Genomic DNA, 25,386 nt, shown 5'->3' with positions numbered 1-25,386 from the left:
CGAATCAGTGAGCATATTTTTAAGTAATTATTAAACGGAAAAGCCTATTTCATGAATTTCAATAAGTTAAGATTATTTTTTACAGAAAACCCATAAAATCAAGGCCAAGCCGACCAGTTCAGAATCGTGCCCGCTTCAGTTTTTAAAATATAAAGGGCCATTCAGAACAGTCTGAAAATGAATGGGCGTTTTTGATGCTGCTTTTCTTAACATTCAAACGCCTGAAAAATTTTTGCTATATGCATCAGCATATTACTGCAAAAATTTTCACGATTACATCTGAAGACGCTACGTTTGAAAATCCGTTTCAAATATGAGACAGAAACCGACGCATACGTTCATTACGAGGATTATCGAATATATCCCGCGCAGGTCCATGTTCAAGGATGCGCCCCTGATCCATGAAAATGCATGTATCGGCGACCTCACGAGCAAAACGCATTTCATGTGTTACAACCAGCATGGTCATGCCCTGCTCCGCCAGTGAGCGCATGACCTGAAGCACTTCCTTGACCAGTTCCGGGTCCAGCGCCGCTGTCGCTTCATCAAAAAGCATGAGTTTGGGTTCCATGGCCATGGCACGCGCAATGGCCACCCGCTGCTGCTGGCCGCCGGAAAGGTTTTTAGGATAAAGATTGGCCCTCTCTGCCAGCCCGACACGTTCAAGCAGGTCGAGCGCACGTTGCCTTGCTTCGGCTGGCGGCAGTTTACGGATATAAAGCAGTCCTTCCGTTACATTTCCCAGCGCGGTCATATGGGGAAAAAGGTTGTAATGCTGAAAGACCATACCAATCTGGGTGCGCTGGCCACGCAGGCGTGCATGCTGTTGCAACGCCTTGCGCCAGCCCCCCGTGGGCGTGCTGATGACTTCACCATCCAGCCTGATCGTACCGGCATCTGGCGTCTCAAGATGGTTGATACACCGTAACAGGGAGGATTTGCCCGACCCGGACGGCCCGATTATCGCAACCGTTTCGCCTTTTGCGACATCAAGATTAATGTCATCCAGGACCTTGATGTCACCAAAGGATTTTTCAAGATGGGAAACAGAAAGGAGCGGTGTGCTGGACATGGCTTGTGACCCCGAATTCTTATGTTATTTCAGGCGCTTTTCAATAAAATGCTGAACAACAGATAACGACAGGTTTATCAGAAGATAAAGAATACTTGTCGTTACAAGAAATTCAGTTGCATGATAGGTCATTGAAATCAGGGCGTAGCTCTCACCAGTCAGTTCATTAACCGAAACGCTACTCGCCAGTGATGTCGATTTTACAATAATGATAAGCCGCGCCATGTAGGTCGGGAAAATATAACGATAGGCCTGCGGCAGGATAATGCGCCGTATTCCATGCATGAACGGAAACCCCAATGCACGCATGGCCTGCCATTGCCCATCGGGCACTGACATGAGGGCACCACGCAGATCCTCCGAAAGATAGGCAATGGAGACCAGGGACAGACCGATGATGGCTGCGGTAAACGGATAAAGGGAGATGCCGACGGTCGGCAGGCCAAAGAAGATGATATAGAGCGTCAGGAGCGTCGGCACACTGCGGAAAATGGCGACATAATATATGCACAGCCGCGCAATACCGTTATCTGACGTACGCCGCACCAGGGCAATCGTCAACGCGAATGGGGTGGCGATCACGATCGTTATGACAGATAGCAGAAGGGTAAGCACAAATGCCCTGCAAATATCATTACTGTATCGCAGCACGATTTCAGGATCGAAGAACATGGCTATCCTTCAGCTTGATGAGCGGACGGAAAAATGGCGCACGATCATTCTTTGCGGATAGGCGGATACAAGGTCGAGAAAAGCATATAAAGCACCAACAACAGCCAATATTGTAAACGGGCGCCCGCTTGACATCATCATCTGGTATCCATTGGACGTGAGTTCCATGACCGAAATGGTGGAGGCCAGCGAACTTGTCTTGATCACCTCAGTGACATACCCGCTCAGGGTCGGCATCACATTCGGTATGATCTGCGGAAACAGTATCCTGCAAAAGGCATGGAACGGCGTAAAACCCATGGCGGTAATGGCTTCATACTGTCCTTGTGGAATGGCCAGGAGCCCGCTGCGGAAACATTCCGAGAAATAGAATACGATATAGAGCGACAGAGCCACCACAGCCGATACGAACGGCGATAATGACAGCCCAAGCAGCGGCGACATGAAGTAACACATGAACAAAATGACCAGCGGCGGCAATCCACGCATGATGGCACCAAGCACGACCAGTGACAGCTCGACAATCCTGGAGCCACGAAGCTGCGCGAGGGCAATCAGCAGCGCCACAGGCAGGGAAACCAGCATGACGCACACCACGATTTCAACCGTCGAGACGGCCCCGCGCAATATAAAAAGCAGTGATGACAGGATTGTATAATGCATTTTCAGTAACCGATCGCACCGAGGGCATCAATATCGTCTGCGGCTCCATAATCGGTATTGATCCGGGCCAACAGTCCCTCCACGCGGTATTTCGTAAGAAGGATGTCCACAGCCTCAAGCAGTTCCGGCTCACGTGCATTAACGCACAGGCTTTCCGGTGCAGTGGGCAGGTCGGCGCGAATGATCTGCAAGGTATGATCGGGATCATTCTGTTTGAGGAGCGCCGTGGCCGAGGTTTCATCAATAATGAGCCCTTCGACCTGCTTGTTCATAACCGCCAGCACGCCTTCCTGCTGCCCGATAAGCGCAATGGGCGTTGCCTGTTTCAGGGCGGCAATGCCAACCATGAATTCGGTTTCGCCACGGATACCCCCTACCCGCCTGCCATTCAGGTCTGACCATGCCTTCACCGGTCCTGCCCTGGGCACCAGAACAACCACATGCGAGACGGTGACAGGCCGCGTTAACAGGAATCCTCCCGCGCCCAGGCGATCTGGAGACCACTGCACGCCCTCGCATGCCATATCAAAACGGTTGGCTAGCAGCCCGGGCAGAATGGCTGCCCAGTCAATCCGCACAAACTCGACATGCAGCCCCAGGTCATGGGCAATCTGGCGGAAAAGGGTGACACGTGTGCCATCAAGTTCCCCGTCCGGCCTGACAAAAGTCCGTGGCGGGTCCTTGGCTGTTGTGGCAACCGTCAGCGTGCCGCTCCTGACGAGATTGTGCATGGGCCAGGGATGCGGGAGCAGCAGGTCGATGCCCGTCATGCCCTTTTCAGGCGCGGCCCGCGCGGTTGAAAAAGTCGATACGAGCAGGCCGCACGAAAAGACCAGCGCCAGTAGAAAACCCGATGATCCGCGTAACCATGTGGCCTTTTGCCGGACCAGACGCAATGCGCCATGAAGCCTGCTTGTGCGGGCCGCGCGATAGCGACCCATTCTTACGAAAAAAATGCAGGAGGATCCGTGCTGGGACATAAGCATCATCGATCGGCATCCGGTTGTTTTGAGTCCGCAACGTTAATCAGGCAGCATGTTGCCGGGGATGTCAAAGGGAATAGGCGACTTCGAAGCCCTCCAGCGTGGCGGCTTCAACATCGCGTGGCGCGTAGGCGTCTCCGATGATTTTTACGGTTATCCCCGCCTGGGTTAAAGGCGCGGACAGGCTATCATTCGGCCTGCCGGGGCCTACAACAACAATGGAATCGAACGGCCCCTCTTCCCATTGGTATCCGGTCAGCGGATTGCGGAACGTGACCTTCCCGTCGGCGAAAGAAACAGGCGATGCCAGTGGGCGCATGGAAACATTGCCGGCATGCGCCCTGCGGTAGAACTCGGTCAGGTTCTGCATTTCCAGCTTGATACCGACATGGAGCGACGCCGTTGCAATCGTTACCGCGCGCCCTTCCCGCGCAAGCAGCGTGGCTGCCGCCATTGCGGGCTGGCGATCGAGATAGTCAAGGATAAGAACCTTATGGCCCAGCGCATCCGGATTGCTGACGGCATTATCAACAGATACGAAATCCGCGGATTTCATGCCCGGCAGGGTCGGGGCGCGGAAGGTCGAACCCGTTGATAATATGACAACATCAGGCTTCAGGGCGAGCAGGGTGTCGGTATCGGCAGTTTCATCAAGCCGCAGCGTGATATTGGCATCATGGAGCGCCTGTATCTTGTGCTCAAGCAGGCGCTGCCATTCGTGCCGGCCAGGCGGCAGGCTGGCCTTGCGCAGCCGACCGCCAAGGGTGGCATCGCGTTCAATAAGTGTAACCTCATGCCCCCGCTGCGCCGAGCGCAGGGCCGCCTCCAGCCCCGCCGGGCCGCCACCAACCACAATAACCTTCAGTTTTCGGATGGGCTCTGGCCTGTCCGCATATGTCACTTCACGGCCGGTCATGGGGTTGCCCACACAACTGATATGCCGACCACGATGCAACCGGCCAAAGCAGGCCTGCTCACAGGCGACGCACGGAATAATATGGGACAGGTTCCCGCTCTTGGCCTTGTTCGGCAGATAGGGGTCAGCAATCAGGGCACGGCACATACCCGCCATGTCCGCATCACCGCGCGCCAGGATTTCTTCCGCCATTTCCGCCGTATGCACCCGTGTAGCATGAATAACGGGAACATCGATGGTCTCCTTTATCTGCCTTGCAATCGTAGCAAAAGGCGCAAAGGGTCTGCCCATCGGGGGTTCATGCATCATGTTGCTGACCAGGTCACCATCGGTTCCCGCGCTGACATCGACATAGTCCAGCCTGCCCGCCGCAACCAGATGCGGCACGATCAGACGCATGTCTTCAACCGTCAGGCCGCCTTTTACCAGCTCATCGCCCGAACAGCGGATGCCCAGAGGCACGTTGTCGCCTATCGCCGCACGCACCGCACGCAGAACCTCGGACGGGAAACGCAGGCGGTTGAGAAAGGAGCCGCCATATTCATCCGTACGAAAATTGGTTAGCGGAGAAAGGAACTGCTGCAGAAGCAGCCCATGCCCGCAATGGACCTGAATGCCATCCATGCCCGCCTCGAGGCAGCGCAGGGCGGCAGCGGCAAACGCCGCGACAATGGTGTCTATTTCCTCCACTGTCATGGCATGCGCAACTTCGCCATAACGCTGCTCGTAGGCATTGGAGGCAGACCAAAGCGGATGCGGCCTGGAACTGGAAGCCAGCCCCATGTGGGAGAGGTAGCCAAACACACGTCCACCATGCCTGTGGATGGCGGCAGCCACGTTCCTCAGGCCAGGAATGATGGTATCATCATAATTGCACAGCAATCCCGTCAGACCGGGTGAAGACGGATGTACCTGCTGTGAACCCAGCATGATGAGACCCGTGCCGCCTTTGGCCCGGGTCTCATAATAAGCCAGCATCCGTCCATCTGGCTTGAAATCACGGCCCATGCCCGTACCGTGCCCTGTCAACGTGATACGATTGCGGATTTCCAGGCCGCCAATGGTGATGGGTTCAAAAAGATGCTTGAAGGCGGACATCATTATTACCTTGGCGACAGTAACGAAATAAACAAAAAATAAATCATCTGAAACAGTGCATTAGTTTCACATCTACAACATTTTTGGGATATATGTTCCCGTGCCCGGCTTTGCGGTGATGTTATCTCCATCCCAGACCCTTGTGCCGCGGACATATGTTGCGGCGATGGAGACGGCGAATGTCTCGCCATGATAGGGGCTCCAGTTGAGGTCATCATGGGTTTTGGCCTCATCGAAGCGCACGGGGCCTTTTTTGAGGATGACGATATCGGCATCGGCGCCGGGTGCGATCTGGCCCTTGCGTGGCCAGATGCCGAAGAACCGTGCGGGGCGTTCGCACAGATACTCGACCAGCGCGCGCACGGGCGTTTCGACCTGGCCCTGCAGGTCGGTGTAGAAGGAGGGGACGAGGGTTTCGAGGCCGGGAATGCCGGCGCCGGCATCGAAGATGGAGTCCGTCAGCTTGCGCGACAGGGGCCAGCTGGAATGGTCTGACGAGATGAAGGCGATGCGGTCTTTTCTGAACTCGTTCCACATGGTCTCGCGCATGTGGGTGCGGATGGGCGGGCTGACCTTGATGCGCGCGCCGAGGCGCTGCATGTCCTGGGCGGGTTCGAAATGCAGGTAATGACAGCAGACTTCCGCCGTGGCCTGCGCGCCCATGTCACGGTAATGGGCCACGAGGTCGAGCACGGCCTTGCAGGAGGCATGGACGATATGGACATGGGCCCCCGTATCGGCGCCGAGAGCCAGGAAGGCGGCCGTTGCGGCGATCTCGGCGGCGATGGGGCGGCTGGGATCGTGCCACTCGGGCGTTGTCAGCCCCCGCGCCTTGAGGGAGGCGATGGTCGCCTCGACGATTTCCTGATCCTCGTTATGCAGGCCGACTGGCAGGTTGATGGCCTTTGCCTCGCGCAGGATCTCGAGCATGTCGCTTGCGGGCAGGCGGGGAAAGCGGTCGGGATCACTCTGGAAGCTGGAGATCTTGAAGGCCACGACGCCGGCCTCGGCAAGGGGGCGCATGTCGGCGGTGCCCTGTCCGGGCAGGACGGTGCCGTAAAGGGCGATGTCGCAATACGACACCTGCTCGATCGCCTCTTTCTTGGCGTTGAACTTTTCAAGGTTGTTGAGGGGGGCGGGATTGTCGTAGGGCATGTCCACCAGCGTGGTGATGCCCCCCGCGCAGGCGGAGCGCGTTGTGGATTCAATGCCCGGCAGGCCGCCATAGCTGGTGGCGTGGGTCTGGCCATCGACCGCGCCGGGAATGACATAGTCCCCCGTTGCGTCATGGCAGTTCCGGGCCGGGGGAGCCTCCCCCGTGCCGACGGCGACGACCGTGTCGCCGGTGATGGCGATCCAGCCATCATGAAGGATGCGGTCGCTCAGGACGATATCGCCCCGGATGACCAGATCATGGGATGTGGCTTGCATCTTCATACCTCGCTTTCCTGCGCCAGACCGCAGAGCGCCTGCTGAATGACCTGCCGCCCACGCGCAATAACCAGCTCTTTCCAGTCCAGCGTGTCAGGGTAATAGAACTTGCGGAGGGCTAAGTGCTGCGCGTGACGGGGCGCAACGCCTGCTGCATTGGCGACATGTTGCAAGGCATCCGTGCATGCCATGATATCCGCAGGGGAAAGGTGGTCGGAAACGTGCATGCTCGGACAGGAAAACATTTGTTACGCTCCGCTGGGTGACCAAATTCGTTTCAGGATCGTATAGGAATATCTTTGTAAATTTCAACAAGAATATCAATGGAATATTAGATTCATAAATATTGTTATATAACAATTAGTTATATCTTAATTTATTAGGCTCAGGACCTATTTGATTTGTGTAGGGAATTTTGATTCAGGCTCTGCAAGGAGACTGAAGATGAGCGACCTGTTTTGGCTGATGGATGAACAGATGGAGCGTCTGCGGCCGTTCTTTCCCAGGTGAACTGCCCCGGGTTTACCGGAGAGCGATTTGTTCAGCGCTCAGGCTGCGATATCAAGTCTGCTCTGATCTGCATAGAAGGCGCGTTCGGCTTCGGCGGGAGGCCTGTAGCCAATTGGTGCCAATAGGCGTCGATTATTATACCAGTCCACCCATCTGAGTGTTTCCCATTCGACCTGCACCATGGATTTCCATGGCCCCAGATGATGGATAACTTCGGCCTTGTATAAACCGTTGATCGTCTCCGCCAGTGCATTATCGTAACTGTCACCGACCGTGCCGACCGAGGCATCGATGCCAGCCAGCGCCAGGCGTTCGGTATATCGGATCGACAGATATTGTGATCCACGGTCCGAATGATGGATCAGCACCTTATTTCCTGCAGGCTTTCGTTGCCAGATGGCCTGTTCAAGGGCATCGAGCACGAACTGGGTGGTCATGGAGGTCGAGACCTTCCAGCCCACGATCCTGCGGGCGAATACATCAATGACAAACGCCACATAGACCATGCCATTCCGGGTCTGGACATAGGTGAAGTCCGAGACCCGGAGCTGGTTGGGAACCTCGGCCCGGAACTGCCGGTTGACCCTGTCATCGGGACAGGGACGCGCCGTATCCGGACGGGTCGTGATGACCTTCCTGCCCCGGATCACCCCCTTCAGGCCCATCTGCCGCATCAGGCGCTCGACAGTGCAGCGCGCGACCTTCCGTCCTTCGCGCTGCAGGCTGTGCAAGACTTTGCGCGCACCATAAACATTACGGTTGTCGTGCCAGATCCGACGGATATGCGCCATCAGATCCCTATCACATTGTGCTCGTATGCTGGCTCTGGCCGGATCTCTCGCTATGGCCGCCTGATGATAAAACGTGGAAGGGGCAATCGGCAGAACGCGACAGATTGGCTCGACCCCATAATCGGTACGACAGGCTTCAATAAACGCGATCATTTGCGAAACGGGCGGTCGAGCTCCGCCTGCGCAAAATAAGCCGAAGCTTTCTTGAGGATCTCATTGGCCTGACGCAGTTCACGAACCTCACGCTCCAATGCCTTGATCCGTGCCGTCCCGGCTGTGGTCGGTCCCGGTTGTGCACCAACATCTCGCCGCGCCTGCTTCCACCAGTCGTGCAGGCTGTCTCCCGAACAGCCAAGCTTGCCACCAATCTCCCGACAGGCTGCCGAAATGCTCGGGTAATCCGATCGATGTTCGTCCAGAAGGCGCACGGCGCGCTCACGGAACTCAGGCGAATAACGCGATGTTTTCTTCTTCTCTACCATAGGGTTCATCCTCCGAGAGTTTTACTCTCCGGTAAACCCGGGGCAGTTCATCCACGCTGCGCCGGAGCACCGTCATTTCAGCGTACAGATCCTCAAATGCATGGGTTGCCGGATCTGTCCCGCTCATGACGCCCCTACTTCAGTAATGAAACCGGCATTGGGCAATCTCGATCCGCTGATCCTCCCCCGCACGCCCCTGAACCCGGTAGACCAGACGATGTTCTCCCGTAATCCGACGGGACCACCACCCGGAAAGCTGACCTTTCAGCGGTTCCGGCTTGCCCAGCCCCTGAAATGGATGTCGCCTTACATCCTCGATCAGGGCATTGGCCTTCTCAAGAACCGCATTGTCTGACCGGAACCACGAAAGATAATCTTCCCAGCCATCTTCGTGAAAAACGACTTTCACGCCGACGGCTCATCCTGCGGCTCCAGAAGATCACGCTCGGTCGCTGCCCCACGCTCAATGTCACGAATGCTCCGCAACAGCCTCTCCGCGTTGCGCGGGCTGCTCAGGAGATGCACGGTCTCCTGCCAGCCGGAGAATTCTTCTTCCGACATCAGCACGACACTGCCTTTCCCGGTCTTGCGGGTCACAATAATCGGCGCGCGGCTGTTTACGGCTTCATCCAGATAATGCGCCAGATTCTGGCGCAGGTCGGTATAGGAAACACAGGTCATGATCGGTCCTCCACTTTCACTATACCGTACAGTTTCCTGTACGTCTTCTGTTTTAGATCCTCCTATCCATATCTCGCCCCCTGAAACGCGACAGCGAGCACGTGCATGGCGGCTGTAATTCATGATCGAGCGTCGATCCCTTCCGGTTGCCGAGTTCGTGTCCCTTCTGCCACAGGGAGGATTCAAGCTGCGAATTCCGCACATTCCGGTGCTGCACGTTAATATGCATGGCCGACAGCATCACGCCATGCTGCCAGACGGGCAGGCCGATACCGGTGGCGATAGCCATGTCCCCCGGATGGAGGCCACTTATGGCGCCAGCTGCCTGCCATCTACCGGCACGGCCTTGAGGGCCGTCATGCCCGGATCAATCCCGACAAACATGATTATTCTCCGCCGCCACACGTAAAAGCTATGGTTATCCGGCCATCAGGTGCTTCAGGCCATCCCTCCCCGCCACGATAACTTCGGATGTACGGCCAATGAACAGACCGCTTTCAATCACGCCCACAATAGAACGGATCCGACGTGCCAACGCCACGGAATCAGCGATTTCCCCAAAATTGCAATCCAGGATCAGGTTGCCGCCATCAGTATTGAAGGGCGTGCCATCCGGCTCCACCCGCAAGGTGGGGCATGCGCCCAGATCCTGCAGCCGGGAGGCCGTCAGTTCCCAGCCGAATGTCGTAACTTCCACCGGCACGGGCATGTGGTGGCCCAGCCGTGGCACCAGCTTGCTTTCATCCACCACCACCACAAAACGGCGCGAGGCGGCCGCCACGATCTTTTCACGAAACAGCGCCCCGCCCCGCCCTTTTATCAGGTTGAGCGTGCCCATTTCCACTTCATCCGCCCCGTCAATATCAAGATCAATCTGCGGGTGGGTGGCGAATGTCACCAGCTTTATGCCATGCGAACGCGCCTGCTCGGCCGAATGCTCCGATGTAGGAATGGCGGCAAACCGCAGCCCTTCCGCCCAGCGGCGGCCCAGTTCATCAATCATGTAAGCTGACGTGGTACCCGAGCCGAGGCCAACCACCATCCCGTCCCTGACCATGGATGCAGCCTCGATCGCGGCAAGGCGTTTCTGTTTCTCACGCGGGTCACTTGTCTGGCCTGTCATGTTCGGGCTCCTGCTGTCCTTCTGGCTGGCTGTATCCTTTTCGTACCCCGCTGGAGGCGCGGCGGTGTTCACGGCGTTCATTGCCCCGCCGCCGCCTTGTCCATAAGCCAGATGAGTTCACCCTCGGTCGTGATATGACTGGCAGGCTCCGCCGGATCGCCCGCGCGCACTTTTGCAAAGGCTTCACGCTTGCCTGCGCCTGCGAGCATGAACACCACATGCCGGCTGGAATGGATGGCGGGATAGGTGAGCGTAAGACGTGTATGCGGCGCATCATCAGGCACGCAGGTCGAGACCCAGAGCTTTTTCTCCTCCAGCACGGGCTGGCGCGGAAAGAGCGAGGCGGTATGCCCGTTATCGCCCAGCCCCAGCATCACCACATCGAATAACGGGCGACCGGGTTCCAGCACCCTGCCACCATAAACCGCTTCAAGCTCCGCCTGATACCTTGCCGCCGCCTGCACCGGGTCGCCCGAGGTGGGCATGGGGTGCACGTTGGCGGGCGGCACCGTTACGTGCGCCAGCATCTCGGTCTCGACCATGTTGTAATTGCTGGCTGCATCGCTTTCGGGCACGAAGCGCTCATCGCCAAAGAAGAACTGCGTGTTCGTCCACGGGAAGCGATCACGATATTCAGCAGACGCCAGGATCTGGTACAGCCGCTTGGGCGTGGACCCGCCAGAAAGGGCCAGCACGAACGGGCCATCCTTTTTGGCCAGCGCCTGTCCGGTCAGCCACTTCGCCATGTGTTGGGCAATGGCCTCGGCATCGGGCAGCACCACCATCGCGCCCGTTTTCACATCATGTCCACCGGTCATCTCACGCATCCCCCAGCACGAATTTCTCGATTCCATTGGCGAATCCTTCCTCCTCGCACGAGGTGGAGACATAGGTCGCCTGCTTCTGCACCTCGGGGCTTGCCTGCCCCATGGCGATCGACATGCCGCTCTTGCGGAACATCAGCACATCATTGGGCTGGTCGCCCAGTGTCACCATCTGGCTGGCGGGAATGCCCAGCAGGCGTTCGAGCGTCATCACCACGCCGCCCTTGTTGGCATCCCTGTTGGTCACGTCCACGTAGTACGGCTGCGACAGCGCGGCCGAGGCCGTATCACCCAGCACCTGCTGCAGGTCATGCTCGAGGCGCTTCATCAGCTCAAGGTCATCGCTCACCCCGGTGATCTTGACCACCTGATCGAGCTTCGCCTCGACATTGCCGACCACGGGCGGGAACTTGACCGTCCACTGCTCGCGCGCCACGTGCGGGGCGTCGAGTTTGGAGACGATCCAGTCATTGCCGTTATACACCCACGGGTCGGCCTTGTGGTCGCGGATGATGCCGATCACCTTGCGCGCGGTCTCGACTGGCAGGGTGCGGGCCTCGATCACGGTAAAATCGGGTTTGACCATCATGCCGCCATTGAAGCCCGCGATCGGCTCTGAAATTTTCAGCGGATCGATCACCATCTTCATGCCCTTGGGCGGCCGGCCACTGGTAATGGTGAACAGTATGCCCCGCTCACGCAGGCGCTCGACCGCGCGGATGGCGCGTGGGGTCAGGATCTTGTCCTTCGTGACCAGTGTGCCATCCACATCGGCCAGTACAAGACGTATTTCGGGGGCAGACACAGCCGTGTCCTCCTGTCAGCGTTATATCAGTCAATTTTTGGGCGCGCGTCAGATTCCGTCAGGACCCGATTTTCAGCCAGTGCCGGTGATCGCGGGCCAGCAGGTCATCGGCGGCCTTCGGCCCCTCGCTGCCGGCGGCGTAGAAATCCAGTCCCACAGGGGCGTGCATCCAGTCCAGAACGGGCTGGACCACGCGCCATCCGGCCTCGATATTGTCCGCACGCTGGAACAGGGTCGCATCGCCTATCATGCAGTCATACAGCAGCGTTTCGTAGCCGGTGCTTGGCCCCTCGTGAAACCATTCGGAATAGTCGAACTTCATACGCACCCCACCCAGATGCACCGTGGGACCGGGAATCTTGGCGGAAAACTGTAGCGTTACCCCTTCGGTCGGCTGGATATGCAGCAGCATGATATTAGGGGTCAGCTTGTCCACCGGCGTGTCGCGGAACAAAGCATAGGGTGCTGACTTGAAATGCACCGCGATTTCCGTCTTGCGCGCGGCCAGGCGCTTGCCGGTGCGCACATAGAACGGCACTCCCGCCCAGCGCCAGTTGTCGATCATGAGCTTCATCGCAACATAGGTTTCGGTGTGGGAATGCGGGTCCACGCCGGGTTCGTCACGATAGCTGGCAACTGGCTTTCCCTTGATGCTGCCTGCCGCGTACTGGCCGCGCACCACGTCATGGTGCTGCACGGTATGGATCGCCTTGAGCACCTTGGTCTTTTCATCACGTACGGCGTCGGCATCGAATGAAATGGGGGCTTCCATGGCCGTCATGGCCAATAGCTGCATGACATGGTTGGGCACCATGTCGCGCACTGCACCCGTGCTTTCATAAAACCGCGCGCGCTGTTCCACCCCCACCGTCTCGGCTGCGGTGATCTGCACATGGTCGATATTGTCGCGGTTCCACAGGGGCTCAAAAAAACCATTGGAGAAGCGCAGGGCAAGGATGTTCTGCACCGTCTCCTTGCCCAGATAGTGGTCGATCCGGTAGATCTGGCTTTCATCAAGCGTGCGCAGCAGCCGTTCGTTCAGCGCGATGGCGGATTGCAGGTCGCTGCCGAAGGGCTTTTCGATAATGACCCGGCGAAAGGCTTTCCCGCTTTCCTTCGCAAGGCCCGATACGCCAAGCTGGTCCACGATCGTGCCAAAAAAACGGGCGGCCACCGCAAGATAGAAAATGCAGTTCTGGTTGCCGATTTTCCGGGCAAGGACATCGTATGTCGCGTTATCCTCGAATGAGCCACGCACATAGTCGATGCTGGAGGACAGGCGCTTCCATACATCATCATGCAGGGTGACGGCTTCGGTCCCGCGACTGGTTACGAAATTTTCCAATGACGCATGAAAGCTCTGGCGCAGGTCGGCAGCCGAGACATCGGCCCGGTCCACCACAATGATGGAGAAATGGCTGTCCAGCAGCCCCGCACTAGCCAGGTTGTAGAGTGCCGGCACAAGAAGGCGGTGCGTCAGGTCCCCGCCCCCGCCAAATATGACAAAGACCCCTGGTGGCCCGCGACGCGGCACGTTTTCATGCCGGGTGTCGTCAATCTGCGAGGACGCGGATGCGACAATGCTCTCCATCTTGCTTCTCCCTGAACTTTTTTCAGCGTGTAAAACCCGGCCAGACCGCCCGTGGTCGTTATGGTGCCAACGTGGTCTGGCCTGCCGGGTGCGTTATCAGGCGCGAAACATCAGTTGTTCGTGCCTTCGATATGGCCACCAAAGCCGAAACGCATGGCAGACAGCATCTTTTCGGCAAAGTTGTTACCCGTGCGGGAACGGAAACGCGTGAACAGGGCTTCCGTCATGACCGGTACGGGAACGGCTTCTTCGATCGCCGCCTCTATGGTCCAGCGACCTTCACCGGAATCCGCCACGTCGCCCTTGTAATTGGACAGGTCCGGGTTGCCCGCCAGCGCACGCGCCGAAAGGTCGAGCAGCCAAGACGAAACCACACTGCCGCGCCGCCAGACTTCAGCGATATCGGCCATGTTCAGTTCAAACCGCTGGTCTTCGGCAAGGTCGGTGGAATTCTTGGACTTCATGACATGAAAGCCCTCGGCAAAGGCCTGCATGATACCGTATTCGATGCCATTATGGACCATCTTTACAAAATGGCCGGACCCCGCAGGCCCGCAATGCAGGTAGCCCTGTTCTGCACGCGGGTTGAAACCGGGTTTGTCGCGGTTCGGCGTGCGGGGAATATCGCCAATTCCGGGTGCAAGGGCTGACAGGATGGGGTCAATATGGTCGGTGGCATCCTTCGTGCCGCCATACATCATGCAGTAGCCGCGTTCCAGCCCCCACACACCGCCCGATGTGCCGACATCGACGTAGTGGATGCCCTTCTTCGCCAGTTCGGCAGCCCGACGGATATCGTCCTTATAGAAGGAATTGCCGCCATCGATCAGGATGTCACCCTTGTCCAGCAGGCCGCCGAGTTCCTTTACCGCCGCTTCGGTCACGGGGCCTGCGGGTAGCATGAGCCAGATGATCCGCCGCTCCGCTGTCAGTCTGGAGACCATGTCCTTCAGGCCGGATGAAGCAATGGTCTTTCCGGCTACGGCCTGTTCCGCGATTTTGGAAATCACGGCGGGCGTACGATCATAAAGCACCACTTCGTGCCCGTGACGTGTCAGGCGGATGGCGATGTTGCCCCCCATCTTGCCCAGACCTACTATACCAATCTGCATGATTTTTACTGCTCCCGTAGCAGGGACATGCCCTGCATCGTCAGCCTGCGTTCGGGCTGATAAAAAAATGGTCCCCACCATTTCCGATGGTCATGGCGGGGCTGCTGCGCCGCGCGATCAGACGGCGGCCTTGATGGCCTGAGCCAGTTTTTCAAGGCCGGATTTCAGGTCACCGTGGATATGCACGCGCAGGACGCGACGACCGCGTTCGCCCAGTACTTCAAGATCGCCTCGGGCCTGCGCTTCCTTGACGATGCTGAAGGTGTATTTCTCCCCCGGTACCGGCAGGTTTACTGCGTCATCACAGGTGATCTGCAAAAATACGCCCGTGTTGGGCCCACCCTTGTAAGCCTGGCCGGTGGAATGCTGGAAGCGCGGGCCGAACTCGGCCGCCGTGGCCAGTTTCAGCCCATCGCGCACCGACAGCCGCACCTGCTGCAGCCATTCGCGCGTGGCCGTGTCGCGGTCGATATAGGCCAGCAAGGCGACATAATCGCCCGCCTTGCCGCGAGCAAAATGGGCCTTCAGTATCCCTTCCGCCGTATGGCCGACCCTGAGTGCCGCCGCATTCTTCGGGTCGGCATAGAAGGCAAAGCTGCCGTCTTTCGCAAACGGTTCGTACGGCGGCAGCCTGCCTGTTTCGTTATAGGCGGTGGTGATCTTTTTCGTCTCGATCTTCGATGCCTCGACATCAGGCTGGTTGAAGGCATTGATGCCGATGATTGAACCGGCGACGGCGGTCGCAAATTCCCAACGGAAGAATTCCTCGGCAATCTGGTAGCGGTCATGCAGTTCGATGGTCACGACCGGCTCGCCCGCCGCGATCAGCTTTTTGAACGCCGCATCCTGTTTCTCACACGGTTTTCCGCTCAGGCGCAGGTAGATGAACACGCGGTCCTTGCCATAAACGGATGCGGGTCCGGCGGTTTCCCCGTCAATGGGGATCAGGCCGCGGCCGTCCTTGCCTGTTGATTCCGCCAGCAGCTGTTCCAGCCACGCGCCCATGTCGTATATGGCAGGCGATGCCAGCAGCGTGACCTTGTCCCGGCCGAAATTACGCGCGGCCACGCCAAGCACGCTGCCCAGCACCACGCCGGGGTTCTGCGCGGGCGGGACCGATGCAGCGCAGGATTTTTCTCCCCGCAGGGCCGAATCCAGCAGCCGCTTCAGCGGCAGGCCAGCGATGGCTGCGGGCACCATGCCGAAATCGGACAGCACGGAATACCGACCACCGATCTGTCTGTTGCCGTAGAAGATTTTCCAGAACCCGTCCTTCTTCGCCACGTCTTCCATGTGCGAACCGGGATCGGTCACGGTGATGAAGTGCGACCCGGCCTTGTCGCCGAGCACCTTTTTCGCCTGATCGAAGAAATAGGCCTTGAGGATATTCGGCTCCAGCGTGCCGCCGGATTTTGACGAGACGATGAACAGCGTTTTGCTGATATCGATCCTGTCCTGAAAATCCCTGATCTGCTGCGGGTCGGTGCTGTCGAGCACATACAGGCGCGGAAAGCCTTCATACCCGCCAAATGTCACCGACAGGACTTCCGGCCCAAGGCTCGATCCACCCATGCCCAGCAACAGCGCGTCACGGAAGCCGCGCGCCTTCACTTCGGCCTGGAATTCCTCGAACTTCGACAGGTCCAGCAACTGGTCATCAACAATACTGAGCCATTTCAGCCAGCTTGCCTCGTCATGCCCGGTCCACAGCGTGGCGTCGCGCTCCCACAGGCGGCGGACGTTCCCCTGCGTGCGCCATGTTTCCAGCTCGGCCCTGACCGCCGCATCAAGGTCGGCAGGCAGGTTGAGCGTGGTTGTGGTAAGCCTGTGGCCCAGAAATGCTGCCTGCTTGGCGGCAATCGAGCCAAGCAGGGCGTCGAATGCCTCCTCGAAGCCGCGCACCCCTTCATCCACCAGTGTCCGTGTCACGCCATCCAGATCAAGGCCAAGACGCCGAGCCTCGCTGATTACCGTGTGTGCGCCCGGTACGTCCTGTGTCAGTGTCTGTGCAACCCTGCCGTGATCGCGGAAGTCATCAAAGGTGGCGGGGGGAATGGTGTTGACGGTTTCCGGGCCGATCAGGCCGTCCACATACAGCACGTCGCTGAACGTCTTGTCCTTCGTGCTGGTGCTGGCCCACAGCAGGCGCTGGGGCATGGCACCGGCCTGCGCCAGTTTCTGCCAGCGCGGGCTTTTCACCACGCCCTGCCAGTATTCATAGGCCAGTTTGGCGTTGGCGATCGCAACCTTGCCACGCAGGGCCTTCAGCGCGGTGGCATCCCTGTCGCCCACCGCGATACGATCATCGATCTCCTTATCGATTTTTACATCGATGCGGCTGACAAAGAAGGAGGCGACGCTTGCGATCCCCTTCACACTTTCGCCACGGCTCAGGCGGTCTTCCAGCCCGGCGATATGGGCTTCCACCACCTTCTTGTAGGCATTGAGCGAGAACAGCAGTGTGACGTTGACATTGATCCCTGCGGCGATGGCGGCCCGGACTGCGGGCGCGCCTTCATCCGTGCCGGGTATCTTGATCATGAGGTTGGGCGCGCCAACAGCAAGCCACAGCCGCCGTGCTTCGGCGATGGTGGCGCTGGTATCACGCGCCAGATAAGGCGAGACCTCAAGGCTGACATAGCCATCCACCTTCGCGGTCTGTTCATAGACCGGGTGCAGCACCTTTGCCGCCGCACGGATGTCGTGGATCGCCAGTGTTTCATACAGCGTTCCAGCATCCACGATCTGGTGTTCAAGGATCTGGCGGATCTGCGGATCGTAATCGGTGCCGTGGCCCATGGCTTTCTGGAAGATGGACGGGTTGGAGGTAACTCCTTTCAGCCCGTCTTCTTCTACCAGCTTTTTTAGCTTGCCGCTTTCTGTATAGGAGCGCTGGATGAAGTCCAGCCATGGGGACTGGCCAAAGCGGGCCATCTGTTTCAGCGGATTGGCGGCTTCACTGGTGCCGGCGTCATACGCGGTCATGGTGTGTTTCCTTCATGTGTTGCAGCCAGCCATCCGGCCGGTGGCGCGTGGTGGCTGTCCTGTCGCAATTATGGTGGGGCGGGCGTTCAGCGTTGGGCGGCAAGCTGCCCGCGGGCTTCGGCCAGGACGGCTTCCACCGTGAAGCCGAATTTGACCTCCAATTCACCCGCCGGAGCGGACGCGCCGAAGCTATGCATGACGATGGTCGCCCCACGCAGGCCGACATAGCGTTCCCACCCAAGCCGTGCGGCCTGTTCCACCGCCACGCGGGCGGTGACATCGGGCGGCAGCACGCTGTCGCGATAGGACTGGGGCTGGGCTTCGAACAGATCCCATGACGGCATGGAGACGATGCGGGCCTTGACCCCTTCGGCCCTGAGTTGTTCGAAGGCTTTCACGATCAGCCCGACCTCGCTGCCTGTTGCCATAAGGATGATATCAGGCGTGCCGGTGCTGCTGTCGGCCAGCACGTAGGCACCTTTTGCCAGACCACTGGCCGGGGCATAGGTTTTGCGGCAGATGGTGGGCAGGTTCTGGCGGGTCAGGACCAGAACGGTGGGACGATCAACCAGCGGAACAAGGGTGCGCCAGGCTTCAGCAACCTCGTTGGCATCCGCCGGGCGGATAAGGGTTACGCCCGGCGTGGCACGAAGCTGGGCCAGCTGTTCGACCGGCTGATGGGTCGGGCCGTCTTCTCCCACCCCGATGGAATCATGGGTGAAGATATACAGCACCGGCAGTTTCATCAGCGCCGCAAGGCGGATGGGTGGCTTCATGTAATCGGAAAAGATGAAGAAGCCGGAGCAGTAGGGCCGCAGGGAAGAGAGCGCCAGCCCGTTGCAGATCGACCCCATGGCATGTTCGCGCACGCCAAAATGCAGGTTGCGTCCGCCATAGGTTCCGCCCCATTGCGGGGGCTGGAAATCACCCGCGCCGTCAAACGTCAGGTGCGTCTTGGTAGAAGGCGACAGGTCGGCTGACCCACCAATCATCCACGGGTAGCTGGCCGCCACCTGATTGAGCACGGTCGCGGAACTGGCGCGGGAGGCAAGACCCTTGGCATCGGCAGGAAAATCGCTGATCTGGCGCTCCCAACCCTCGGGCAGCTTTCCAGCCAGGATCAGGTCAAGTTCGGCCGCAAGGTCGGGGTGTGCCGTGCGGTAACGGGCCAGCAGATCATACCACGCCCTGCTGGCGGCGGCTCCGCGTGTGGCGATGCCCTGCTGGAAGTGTTCCGGCACGCCCTGAGGCACATAGAAACTTTTGTCTTCCGGCCAGCCGTAGAATTTCTTGGTTTCGCGTATTTCCTCCACCCCCAGGGGCGAGCCATGCGCCGCAGCCGTGCCCGCCTTGTGTGGCGAACCCCAGCCGATGATGGAATGCACGATAATCAGCGTGGGCCGGGATGTTTCCGCCTTCGCCTCGGCCAACAGGCGGCGGAAATCGCCTGTATCGTTCGCGTCCTTGAGTTCCAGCACATACCAGCCATAAGCCTCGAAGCGTTTGTGCACGCTTTCGGTAAAGGCGATGCGGGTATTGCCCTCGATGGAAATATGGTTGCTGTCATAGATCCATGTCAGGTTGCCCAGCTTCAGGTGGCCCGCGATGGATGCGGCCTCACTCGATACGCCTTCCATGTTGTCGCCATCACCGCAGAATGTGTAGGTGTGGTAGGTGAACAGATCGAAGCCGGGTTTATTGAAATGCGCGGCCAGCCATTTCTGGGCGATGGCCATGCCGACGGAGTTGCCACATCCCTGCCCCAGCGGGCCGGTCGTGGTCTCGACGCCGGCGGTGTGGCCGTATTCCGGGTGGCCAGGGGTGCGGGAATTGAGCTGGCGGAACTGCTCGATATCCGCAAGGGTCAGCGAAGGCCTGTCTGCCAGTATGCGGCCATCTTTTACATCACGGATACCAGCAAGGTAGATCAGCGAATACAGCAGCATGGAGGCATGGCCGATTGACAGCACGAAGCGGTCGCGGTTGGGCCACAGGGGATTGGCGGGATCGTAGTTCAGAACCTCGCGCCACAAGGCATAGGCTGGCGGGGCCAGCGCCATGGGGGTGCCCGGGTGGCCGGAATTGGCTTTCTGCACCGCATCCATGGCCAATGTACGGATTGTATTGATGCACAGGGTATCAATATCCACCCGTGCAGTGCCGGCACCATCGGGTGCCCATACGGGACAGGGAAATAATGAACGCATGAAAACCGTCCTCCATTGTCACGGCCAGCCCTGTGAGTTCCGGGCGTTACATGAAACTGCATGAAGGGACGGCTTTCATCCTGTCATGCCCGCATGTCACGTACGTCACATATCTGTGCCGAGATCCATTACCCTGCTGCCATCCATGACAGTACAGGGACTGATGCGCTGACATCTTTCCAATATAACCCGAGGGCTGGATGTAATTAATTCAGTCCTGCGGTTCATTCACATGGAACAGGCCGTCATGTCCGGCGCGGCAGTTCCTGCATTGAAGTCCCAATTCCGCCCTAATGCCAGCCTTGCTCATTCACGAGTTCTTGATACGTATTTATTCTCTCTGCGCATGGGCATACATTTTTTATATGCTGCTATGGGAATGTAACAAGATATGTCAAAGTCTGAAAATGTGCTGTTTTCCGCCGTTTTAAGCACAAAACAGGAGTCAGGAACGCATGGGTGCACGGACTGTGCCAGACACCTTGAAACAGGTCCGGATATCGCTCCGGTACACAAAAATATGTGCAGGATTACATATTGAAGAAATAACAGAGAATCATAACAGAAGTTTTTTTAGAATTTATGGATATAACATATGTAAACATAAAATACGTTCACGGAGTCGATTCAATCCAGAGATACGGTTCTTATTCAGATATACAATACTTTTACTTATATCTTTAATGCGAATTTTACATAACACATTCCATATACCCTGTAATGGGATATTTTCCTGTCCATCATGCTGAAAGTGACGGATATCAGACCTGACGAATGGCCCTTTATCGCCATTATCAGGATTTTCTTAGATTTATATAAAAATTTTAGATATCCGGGTCACAGAAAAATGTTGGCGACCGGGTTCATATCTGTTGTTCAACAGGGGGCTATCCATGCATTGATGCATGCATATCAGCGTCTGTAATGACCCGACCGTTCATGATGGTCGGGCTGGAGCTTTCCCATCAATCATGTAGCGGAACAGCCGCATTCCAATAAATAAAAAGAAAAGGTGTCACGCATGCCCGAAGAAGATCTGGTTTCCCGCGCCATGACACATGCCCGCCCACAGGGTCAGGCATCCTCCCCTGCCGCATCGACTACGGGACATGCCATTGTGGTGGGGGTACTGGCGGCCCTTGCCGGTCTCATGTTCGGGCTGGATACCGGGGTGATCGCGGGTGCGCTGCGCTTTATCGGCACGGATTTCAATGCATCGCCACGCATGCAGGAATGGATCGTCTCCTCCATGATGGCGGCGGCGGCCGTGGGGTCACTAATTGCCGGGACAATCTCTTTCCGCTTTGGTCGCAGGCGCGCGCTGCTGGGTTCGTCCGTTCTTTTTCTGCTCGGGTCCCTGATCAGCGCGTTGGCCCCGTCCGTCGCCGTTCTCATCATCGGTCGGATTTTCCTTGGCTTCGCGGTGGGGATCGCGGCTTTTACGGCCCCCCTTTACATATCCGAAGTCTCGGCCGTGGCGCAGCGGGGGTCCATGATCGCGTGTTACCAGTTGATGATGACAGGCGGCATTTTCCTGTCCTACGTAACCGATGGCATGCTCGCAAATGGTGCGCACTGGCGGTGGATGCTGGGACTCATGACGGTGCCCGCAACCATCTTTCTCATCGGCTGTCTGTTCCTGCCTGACAGCCCGCGCTGGCTCATGATGCGGGGGGAAAGGCTGCGTGCACGCACGGTGATGCGTTACCTGCGGCCAAGCCCGCAGCAGGCTGACCGGGAAATATCCGATATTGCCACGGAACTGACCCGGGGCCGGTCGGAAGGGTTTTCGTTTTTCCGCAACAACGCCAACTTCCGCCGCTCGGTCGGGTTGGGCATCGTGTTGCAGATCATGCAGCAGCTTACCGGCATCAACGTGCTGATGTATTATGCGCCCAAAGTCTTTCAGGCCGCCGATTTCGGCGCATCCGCCGCAGGCTGGGCCACGGCGCTGATCGGTCTGATCAACCTTGTCGCCACCTGCGTCGCGATCGTGACGGTGGACCGCTGGGGCCGGCGGCCGCTGCTGCTGCTCAGCTGCGCCATCATGACAGGCAGCATGCTGCTGGCAGGCGGCCTGGTTGAATATGGCGGGCATGACACCACGGCTCAGATCGCCATGGTCGGGTCGCTGCTGGTGTTTGTGCTGGGCTTCGCCATTGGCGCCGGGCCACTGGTTTGGACGTTATGCGCCGAGATCCAGCCTCTGCGCGGTCGTGACTTTGGCATTGTCTGCTCCACCTTTACCAACTGGGCGACCAACTGGGCAGTCAGCAATACCTTCCTCAGCGTGCTCGACACATTGGGGGAAGCCCATACCTTCTGGCTGTTTGCTGGTATGAATGCGCTGTTTATCGTGATCACGCTGTTTTACGTGCCGGAAACAAAAGGGGTTTCGCTGGAAAATATTGAATCTCACCTGCTTGCCGGGTGGCCGCTGCGAGACCTGGGTGCACGTTCCATGCCGCAGGATGGAACGGTATCCACACGTCCGTCTGCCTGAAGGGCACGGCAGGCGGACAAAAAAACGGCTTCCGGAATGCACCGGAAGCCGTTTTCTGTCGGGGACAAAGAAGGACGGGTATCAACCCTTCTGCGTCGATGCCTTGAAAATCTGTTCGATGGCTTTTGCCAGGGCTGCATCGAATTCCGCATCCGTCATGGTGTAGCGCAGGTCCTGCAGCAGCGCACGCGAGAAGCTGGCGATCATGCCATGGTTGGCCGCCAGCCGCTGGCAGGCTTCATCACGCGGGTACCCACCGGACAGCGCCACCACGCGCTGCACGCGCGGATGCTTGATCAGGTCAAGGTAAAGATCGGCCTTTTCAGGGATCGAGACCTTGATCATCACCTGATAGTCACCCGGCAGAGCATCCAGCCCACGGTGCAGTTCATCATGCAGCAGGGCTTCCGCCCCTGCCTTGTCCGGGCTTTTGATCAGGACTTCTGGTTCCATGATGGGAACAAGGCCACGTGCCGCAACCTGCTCGGCCAGAGTGAACTGCTGCTTCACGATGGCGGCAATGCCCTCGCGCTCGGGCAGACGGATGACCGAGCGCGCCTTCGTGCCGTAAATGCCCTTGCTCACCGCCTGGTCCAGCATGGCTTCAAGGGTGGGAATGGGTTTCATCACCTGCACGCCGCCCGCTTCGGGTTCCAGTCCCTTGTCCACCTTCAGGAACGGGACAACCCCCTTTTCCTGCCACAGATAGGTAGGGACGGGCGTGTCTTTGACCAGTCCGTTCATGGTCTGCTCGAACAAAATGGCGGCGATGATCTTCTTGCCCGTAAAGGCCGGGGCGGTAATGACCCTGACCCGCATTTCATGCATGAGGGCAAACATCTGGGCATCGGTGCTGTAGGCGCTGTCGGGTATGCCGTAATGCCGCAGCGCCCCCGGCGTGGACCCACCGCTCTGATCCAGGGCCGCGATAAAACCGGCATTTTCCGACATATTCTTACGCATCTGCTCAACAGGCATGTTTATTTCCTATGTTCAGTATTTATATACGGAATGGCGATCAGTTATTATTATATACAATTCCTGGCACCTTTATTGATTAATAATATAAAATATAGGTGAATGAAAATAAATACAAAAAAATGCATACGATCATATCACAGCATGAAACAATGTGTCAGCATAACAGCCACGCGCCTGATGACAGGGCGGATGATTTCAGCCCAGGCCATCATGATCTCATCAGGTTACCGCTACCGATCAATCAATAACCAACTGAAATAGATCAGTTCATTTTCGGTCGGGTCGTAAGGGTGGCGCGTATGTGTCTGTCTGATCAGGGGAGACGTCTGGGCCGGCAGGCTCTTCCCAAGAGCGCTGGACCAAAACGGACATGCCTGAGACAGCTTTTTTCTGCAACCTTATACGATGAGAAACATTCTTTTCCTGAATGCGAAACAGCTTTTGCCCATTTTCACAGTCGCCTGAACGATACATTGCATGTCCTTTTCCCGCCAGCCAGTTCCCGGAATGACATCGCCTGCAGGCTGGGCGGATGGGCAGGCGCCTGCACCCGCTCAGGGGCTGGCGGTTGCACCTTATGCGAAGGATCTCGACCGTCCCCCAATGGCTCTACCGACTACCGAACGGCGATATTCTGGTAGCCGAGAGCAACTCACCCAAAACGGATATCTTGACCCTCAAAAATCGGGTCGCGGGATTCGTGATGGGAAAGGTCGGCGCGGGCGCGGCCAGCCCGAACCGGATCATCCTGCTGCGTGACACCAGGGGCAACGGATCGGCGGATACCCGCACGGTGTTCCTTGACCATCTCTATTCATCCTTCGGGATGGCCCTGGTGGGCAATGATCTCTATGTCGCCAATGCCAACGCCATTTTCCGTTTTCCCTATCATGAGGGCGACACGCGGATAGACGCGCCAGGAACCAAGGTTACGAATCTGCCGGCAGGCTACAACCATCATTGAACAAAGAACCTGCTCGCCAGCCCGGATGGACGTTTCCTGTATGTGACCGTAGGCTCCAACAGCAATGTCGCCGATAATGGCATGCAGGCCGAGGAAGGACGGGCACGAATAGACAGGCTGGACCTGAACACAAGAAAACTGACACCCTATGCGACAGGGCTGCGCAACCCGAACGGCCTGACCTTTGAGCCCGAAACCGGTGCACTGTGGGTAGCGGTCAATGAACGTGACGAGATTGGCAGCGATATCGTGCCCGACTACATCACATCGGTAAAGGAAGGGCATTCTATGGCTGGCCTTACAGCTATTATGGCCAGCATGTTGATACGCGGCTCTCGCCACAGCGTCCGGATCTAGTAGCGCAGGCAATCGTGGCTGATTATGCGCTCGGTCCGCACACGGCTTCACTCGGCATTGCCTTCTCCCGGGATGCGACCCAATTTCCAGATGCATGGCATCATGGACTGTTTGTCGCGCAGCATGGGTCGTGGAACCGTCGTCCCAGGAGTGGCGACAGGGTTATTTACGTACCGTTCGCTGACGGCAAGCCGTCCGGCACGCCGGTTGATGTGCTGACGGGTTTCCTGACACCAGACGAAGCGCACGTGCACGGTCGGCCGGTGGGTCTCACGATTGACAACTCGGGCGCGCTGCTGGTCGCCGATGATGTAGGGGTGTCGTCGTATGGCGTGTGACGGGCGCGCAGGACCAAACTGACCGATGAAGAATGGGAGCGTATAGCCCCTCTGATGCCGCCTGCGCACCGGCGTGGCCGGAAGCGGGCAACTGATTTTCGCGAGATCAGTAGAACGGACATTCGGCTGGATGATCCGTGGGCGCTATGGCCGCGGCATCCCATTTCAGGGCCGGAACCAGGGTTTTAGGCGTGTCGGTATCGGGTATTGAAGTCATACCGGTCACGACACGCCATGTTTTCAAAGAGAAAGCTGAGAGATTGTTTAAAAACAAATCATTGATAAAAAAATAAGAAA

At 57.8% G+C, this 25,386-nt stretch carries 21 protein-coding genes, 2 pseudogenes and 1 other annotated feature; of the genes and pseudogenes, 3 read left to right on the top strand and 20 right to left on the bottom strand.

The features are described from left to right. Nucleotides 1–307: 307 nt before the first annotated feature. The 19 genes from FMA36_RS08970 to tkt form a co-directional block, all read right to left on the bottom strand. A complete protein-coding gene (locus tag FMA36_RS08970; protein WP_159262047.1) occupies nt 308–1,072 on the bottom strand; it encodes an amino acid ABC transporter ATP-binding protein in 765 nt (254 codons plus the stop codon). 24 nt (nt 1,073–1,096) lie between these two features. Further along, the gene (locus FMA36_RS08965) at nt 1,097–1,744 is read right to left on the bottom strand and encodes an amino acid ABC transporter permease (protein ID WP_159262046.1); all 648 of its coding nucleotides are present in this window, start codon (nt 1,742–1,744) and stop codon (nt 1,097–1,099) included. A 9-nt stretch (nt 1,745–1,753) separates the two neighbouring features. Beyond that, nucleotides 1,754–2,407: an amino acid ABC transporter permease gene (locus tag FMA36_RS08960; RefSeq protein ID WP_159262045.1), complete on the bottom strand. Its 654-nt coding sequence runs from the start codon at nt 2,405–2,407 to the stop codon at nt 1,754–1,756. A gap of 2 nt (nt 2,408–2,409) precedes the next feature. Continuing rightward, nucleotides 2,410–3,348 carry a substrate-binding periplasmic protein gene (locus FMA36_RS08955; protein WP_159262044.1) on the bottom strand — a complete coding sequence of 313 codons (939 nt, stop codon included), beginning with the start codon at nt 3,346–3,348 and terminating at the stop codon, nt 2,410–2,412. A 109-nt stretch (nt 3,349–3,457) separates the two neighbouring features. Then, nucleotides 3,458–5,407 (bottom strand): oxidoreductase, encoded by a 1,950-nt coding sequence (locus tag FMA36_RS08950; protein WP_159262043.1) that lies wholly within the window; start codon nt 5,405–5,407, stop codon nt 3,458–3,460. A gap of 69 nt (nt 5,408–5,476) precedes the next feature. After that, the gene (locus tag FMA36_RS08945) at nt 5,477–6,841 is read right to left on the bottom strand and encodes a dihydroorotase (RefSeq protein ID WP_206065061.1); all 1,365 of its coding nucleotides are present in this window, start codon (nt 6,839–6,841) and stop codon (nt 5,477–5,479) included. After that, nucleotides 6,838–7,026 carry a hypothetical protein gene (locus FMA36_RS08940; protein ID WP_159262042.1) on the bottom strand — a complete coding sequence of 63 codons (189 nt, stop codon included), beginning with the start codon at nt 7,024–7,026 and terminating at the stop codon, nt 6,838–6,840. The genes FMA36_RS08945 and FMA36_RS08940 overlap by 4 nt, the downstream gene beginning before the upstream one ends. A 357-nt stretch (nt 7,027–7,383) precedes the next feature. Then, nucleotides 7,384–8,618 (bottom strand): IS3 family transposase gene (locus tag FMA36_RS08935; protein WP_159261584.1). Its coding sequence is split into 2 segments (ribosomal slippage): nt 7,384–8,324 and nt 8,324–8,618, totalling 1,236 coding nucleotides; the frame shifts between segments, so codons are not numbered across the junction. Then, nucleotides 8,215–8,331: a sequence feature (AL1L pseudoknot), on the bottom strand. (Overlaps the previous gene by 117 nt.) Continuing rightward, nucleotides 8,581–8,745 carry a hypothetical protein gene (locus FMA36_RS08930; protein WP_159262041.1) on the bottom strand — a complete coding sequence of 55 codons (165 nt, stop codon included), beginning with the start codon at nt 8,743–8,745 and terminating at the stop codon, nt 8,581–8,583. Before FMA36_RS08930 ends, FMA36_RS08935 begins: the two co-directional genes overlap by 38 nt. A 12-nt stretch (nt 8,746–8,757) precedes the next feature. Continuing rightward, nucleotides 8,758–9,027 (bottom strand): Txe/YoeB family addiction module toxin, encoded by a 270-nt coding sequence (locus tag FMA36_RS08925; RefSeq protein WP_159262040.1) that lies wholly within the window; start codon nt 9,025–9,027, stop codon nt 8,758–8,760. Continuing rightward, nucleotides 9,024–9,299 (bottom strand): type II toxin-antitoxin system Phd/YefM family antitoxin, encoded by a 276-nt coding sequence (locus FMA36_RS08920; RefSeq protein WP_159262039.1) that lies wholly within the window; start codon nt 9,297–9,299, stop codon nt 9,024–9,026. Before FMA36_RS08920 ends, FMA36_RS08925 begins: the two co-directional genes overlap by 4 nt. 52 nt (nt 9,300–9,351) lie before the next feature. Then, complete coding sequence (locus tag FMA36_RS08915) at nt 9,352–9,588, bottom strand: hypothetical protein (RefSeq protein WP_240906310.1); 237 nt, start codon at nt 9,586–9,588, stop codon at nt 9,352–9,354. A 129-nt stretch (nt 9,589–9,717) separates the two neighbouring features. Then, nucleotides 9,718–10,422: a ribose-5-phosphate isomerase RpiA gene (gene rpiA / locus FMA36_RS08910; RefSeq protein WP_159262038.1), complete on the bottom strand. Its 705-nt coding sequence runs from the start codon at nt 10,420–10,422 to the stop codon at nt 9,718–9,720. A 77-nt stretch (nt 10,423–10,499) separates the two neighbouring features. Continuing rightward, entirely contained in the window at nt 10,500–11,249 is a 750-nt protein-coding gene (gene pgl, locus FMA36_RS08905; protein ID WP_159263796.1) for a 6-phosphogluconolactonase, read from the bottom strand. Beyond that, nucleotides 11,242–12,051, bottom strand: coding sequence for a Cof-type HAD-IIB family hydrolase (locus tag FMA36_RS08900; protein WP_159262037.1), 810 nt, complete (start codon nt 12,049–12,051; stop codon nt 11,242–11,244). The genes pgl and FMA36_RS08900 overlap by 8 nt, the downstream gene beginning before the upstream one ends. A 58-nt stretch (nt 12,052–12,109) precedes the next feature. Then, nucleotides 12,110–13,642: a glucose-6-phosphate dehydrogenase gene (gene zwf / locus FMA36_RS08895; protein ID WP_159262036.1), complete on the bottom strand. Its 1,533-nt coding sequence runs from the start codon at nt 13,640–13,642 to the stop codon at nt 12,110–12,112. A gap of 110 nt (nt 13,643–13,752) precedes the next feature. Continuing rightward, a complete protein-coding gene (gnd, locus tag FMA36_RS08890) occupies nt 13,753–14,754 on the bottom strand; it encodes a phosphogluconate dehydrogenase (NAD(+)-dependent, decarboxylating) (protein ID WP_159262035.1) in 1,002 nt (333 codons plus the stop codon). Between the two features lie 117 nt (nt 14,755–14,871). Further along, entirely contained in the window at nt 14,872–17,739 is a 2,868-nt protein-coding gene (locus FMA36_RS08885; RefSeq protein ID WP_159262034.1) for a bifunctional transaldolase/phosoglucose isomerase, read from the bottom strand. A gap of 86 nt (nt 17,740–17,825) precedes the next feature. Further along, entirely contained in the window at nt 17,826–19,946 is a 2,121-nt protein-coding gene (tkt, locus tag FMA36_RS08880; RefSeq protein ID WP_159262033.1) for a transketolase, read from the bottom strand. A 1,021-nt stretch (nt 19,947–20,967) separates the two neighbouring features. Between tkt and FMA36_RS08875 the strand changes: the two genes are divergently transcribed. Continuing rightward, a complete protein-coding gene (locus FMA36_RS08875) occupies nt 20,968–22,449 on the top strand; it encodes a sugar porter family MFS transporter (protein WP_159262032.1) in 1,482 nt (493 codons plus the stop codon). An 81-nt stretch (nt 22,450–22,530) separates the two neighbouring features. On the opposite strand, the gene FMA36_RS08870 is transcribed toward FMA36_RS08875, so the two are convergent. Continuing rightward, nucleotides 22,531–23,427, bottom strand: a complete 897-nt coding sequence (locus tag FMA36_RS08870; protein WP_159262031.1) for a fructose bisphosphate aldolase — start codon at nt 23,425–23,427, stop codon at nt 22,531–22,533. 519 nt (nt 23,428–23,946) lie between these two features. Between FMA36_RS08870 and FMA36_RS08865 the strand changes: the two are divergent. Next, nucleotides 23,947–25,118 (top strand): annotated as a pseudogene (locus tag FMA36_RS08865) (PQQ-dependent sugar dehydrogenase); the annotation flags it as partial. Further along, a pseudogene (locus tag FMA36_RS19895) lies at nt 25,108–25,248 on the top strand (IS5/IS1182 family transposase); the annotation flags it as partial. The pseudogenes FMA36_RS08865 and FMA36_RS19895, both read left to right, overlap by 11 nt. Nucleotides 25,249–25,386: the final 138 nt, after the last annotated feature.

The sequence above is a fragment of the Komagataeibacter xylinus genome, assembly GCF_009834365.1.
Classification (GTDB): Bacteria; Pseudomonadota; Alphaproteobacteria; order Acetobacterales; family Acetobacteraceae; genus Komagataeibacter; species Komagataeibacter xylinus_D.
Note: the sequence above shows the minus strand (reverse complement) of the source record. Positions and strands in the feature narration are given on the sequence as shown.

Coding starts and splice junctions, on each gene's coding strand:
- FMA36_RS08915 (WP_240906310.1), bottom strand. CDS start 9,588: ATGGCTATCGCCACCGGTATCGGCCTGCCCGTCTGGCAGCATGGCGTG.
- zwf (WP_159262036.1), bottom strand. CDS start 13,642: ATGGAGAGCATTGTCGCATCCGCGTCCTCGCAGATTGACGACACCCGG.
- FMA36_RS08965 (WP_159262046.1), bottom strand. CDS start 1,744: ATGTTCTTCGATCCTGAAATCGTGCTGCGATACAGTAATGATATTTGC.
- FMA36_RS08875 (WP_159262032.1), top strand. CDS start 20,968: ATGCCCGAAGAAGATCTGGTTTCCCGCGCCATGACACATGCCCGCCCA.
- FMA36_RS08930 (WP_159262041.1), bottom strand. CDS start 8,745: ATGAGCGGGACAGATCCGGCAACCCATGCATTTGAGGATCTGTACGCT.
- FMA36_RS08920 (WP_159262039.1), bottom strand. CDS start 9,299: ATGACCTGTGTTTCCTATACCGACCTGCGCCAGAATCTGGCGCATTAT.
- FMA36_RS08945 (WP_206065061.1), bottom strand. CDS start 6,841: ATGAAGATGCAAGCCACATCCCATGATCTGGTCATCCGGGGCGATATC.
- pgl (WP_159263796.1), bottom strand. CDS start 11,249: ATGCGTGAGATGACCGGTGGACATGATGTGAAAACGGGCGCGATGGTG.
- FMA36_RS08885 (WP_159262034.1), bottom strand. CDS start 17,739: ATGACCGCGTATGACGCCGGCACCAGTGAAGCCGCCAATCCGCTGAAA.
- FMA36_RS08970 (WP_159262047.1), bottom strand. CDS start 1,072: ATGTCCAGCACACCGCTCCTTTCTGTTTCCCATCTTGAAAAATCCTTT.
- rpiA (WP_159262038.1), bottom strand. CDS start 10,422: ATGACAGGCCAGACAAGTGACCCGCGTGAGAAACAGAAACGCCTTGCC.
- FMA36_RS08960 (WP_159262045.1), bottom strand. CDS start 2,407: ATGCATTATACAATCCTGTCATCACTGCTTTTTATATTGCGCGGGGCC.
- gnd (WP_159262035.1), bottom strand. CDS start 14,754: ATGCAGATTGGTATAGTAGGTCTGGGCAAGATGGGGGGCAACATCGCC.
- FMA36_RS08950 (WP_159262043.1), bottom strand. CDS start 5,407: ATGATGTCCGCCTTCAAGCATCTTTTTGAACCCATCACCATTGGCGGC.
- FMA36_RS08940 (WP_159262042.1), bottom strand. CDS start 7,026: ATGGCATGCACGGATGCCTTGCAACATGTCGCCAATGCAGCAGGCGTT.
- FMA36_RS08955 (WP_159262044.1), bottom strand. CDS start 3,348: ATGGGTCGCTATCGCGCGGCCCGCACAAGCAGGCTTCATGGCGCATTG.
- tkt (WP_159262033.1), bottom strand. CDS start 19,946: ATGCGTTCATTATTTCCCTGTCCCGTATGGGCACCCGATGGTGCCGGC.
- FMA36_RS08870 (WP_159262031.1), bottom strand. CDS start 23,427: ATGCCTGTTGAGCAGATGCGTAAGAATATGTCGGAAAATGCCGGTTTT.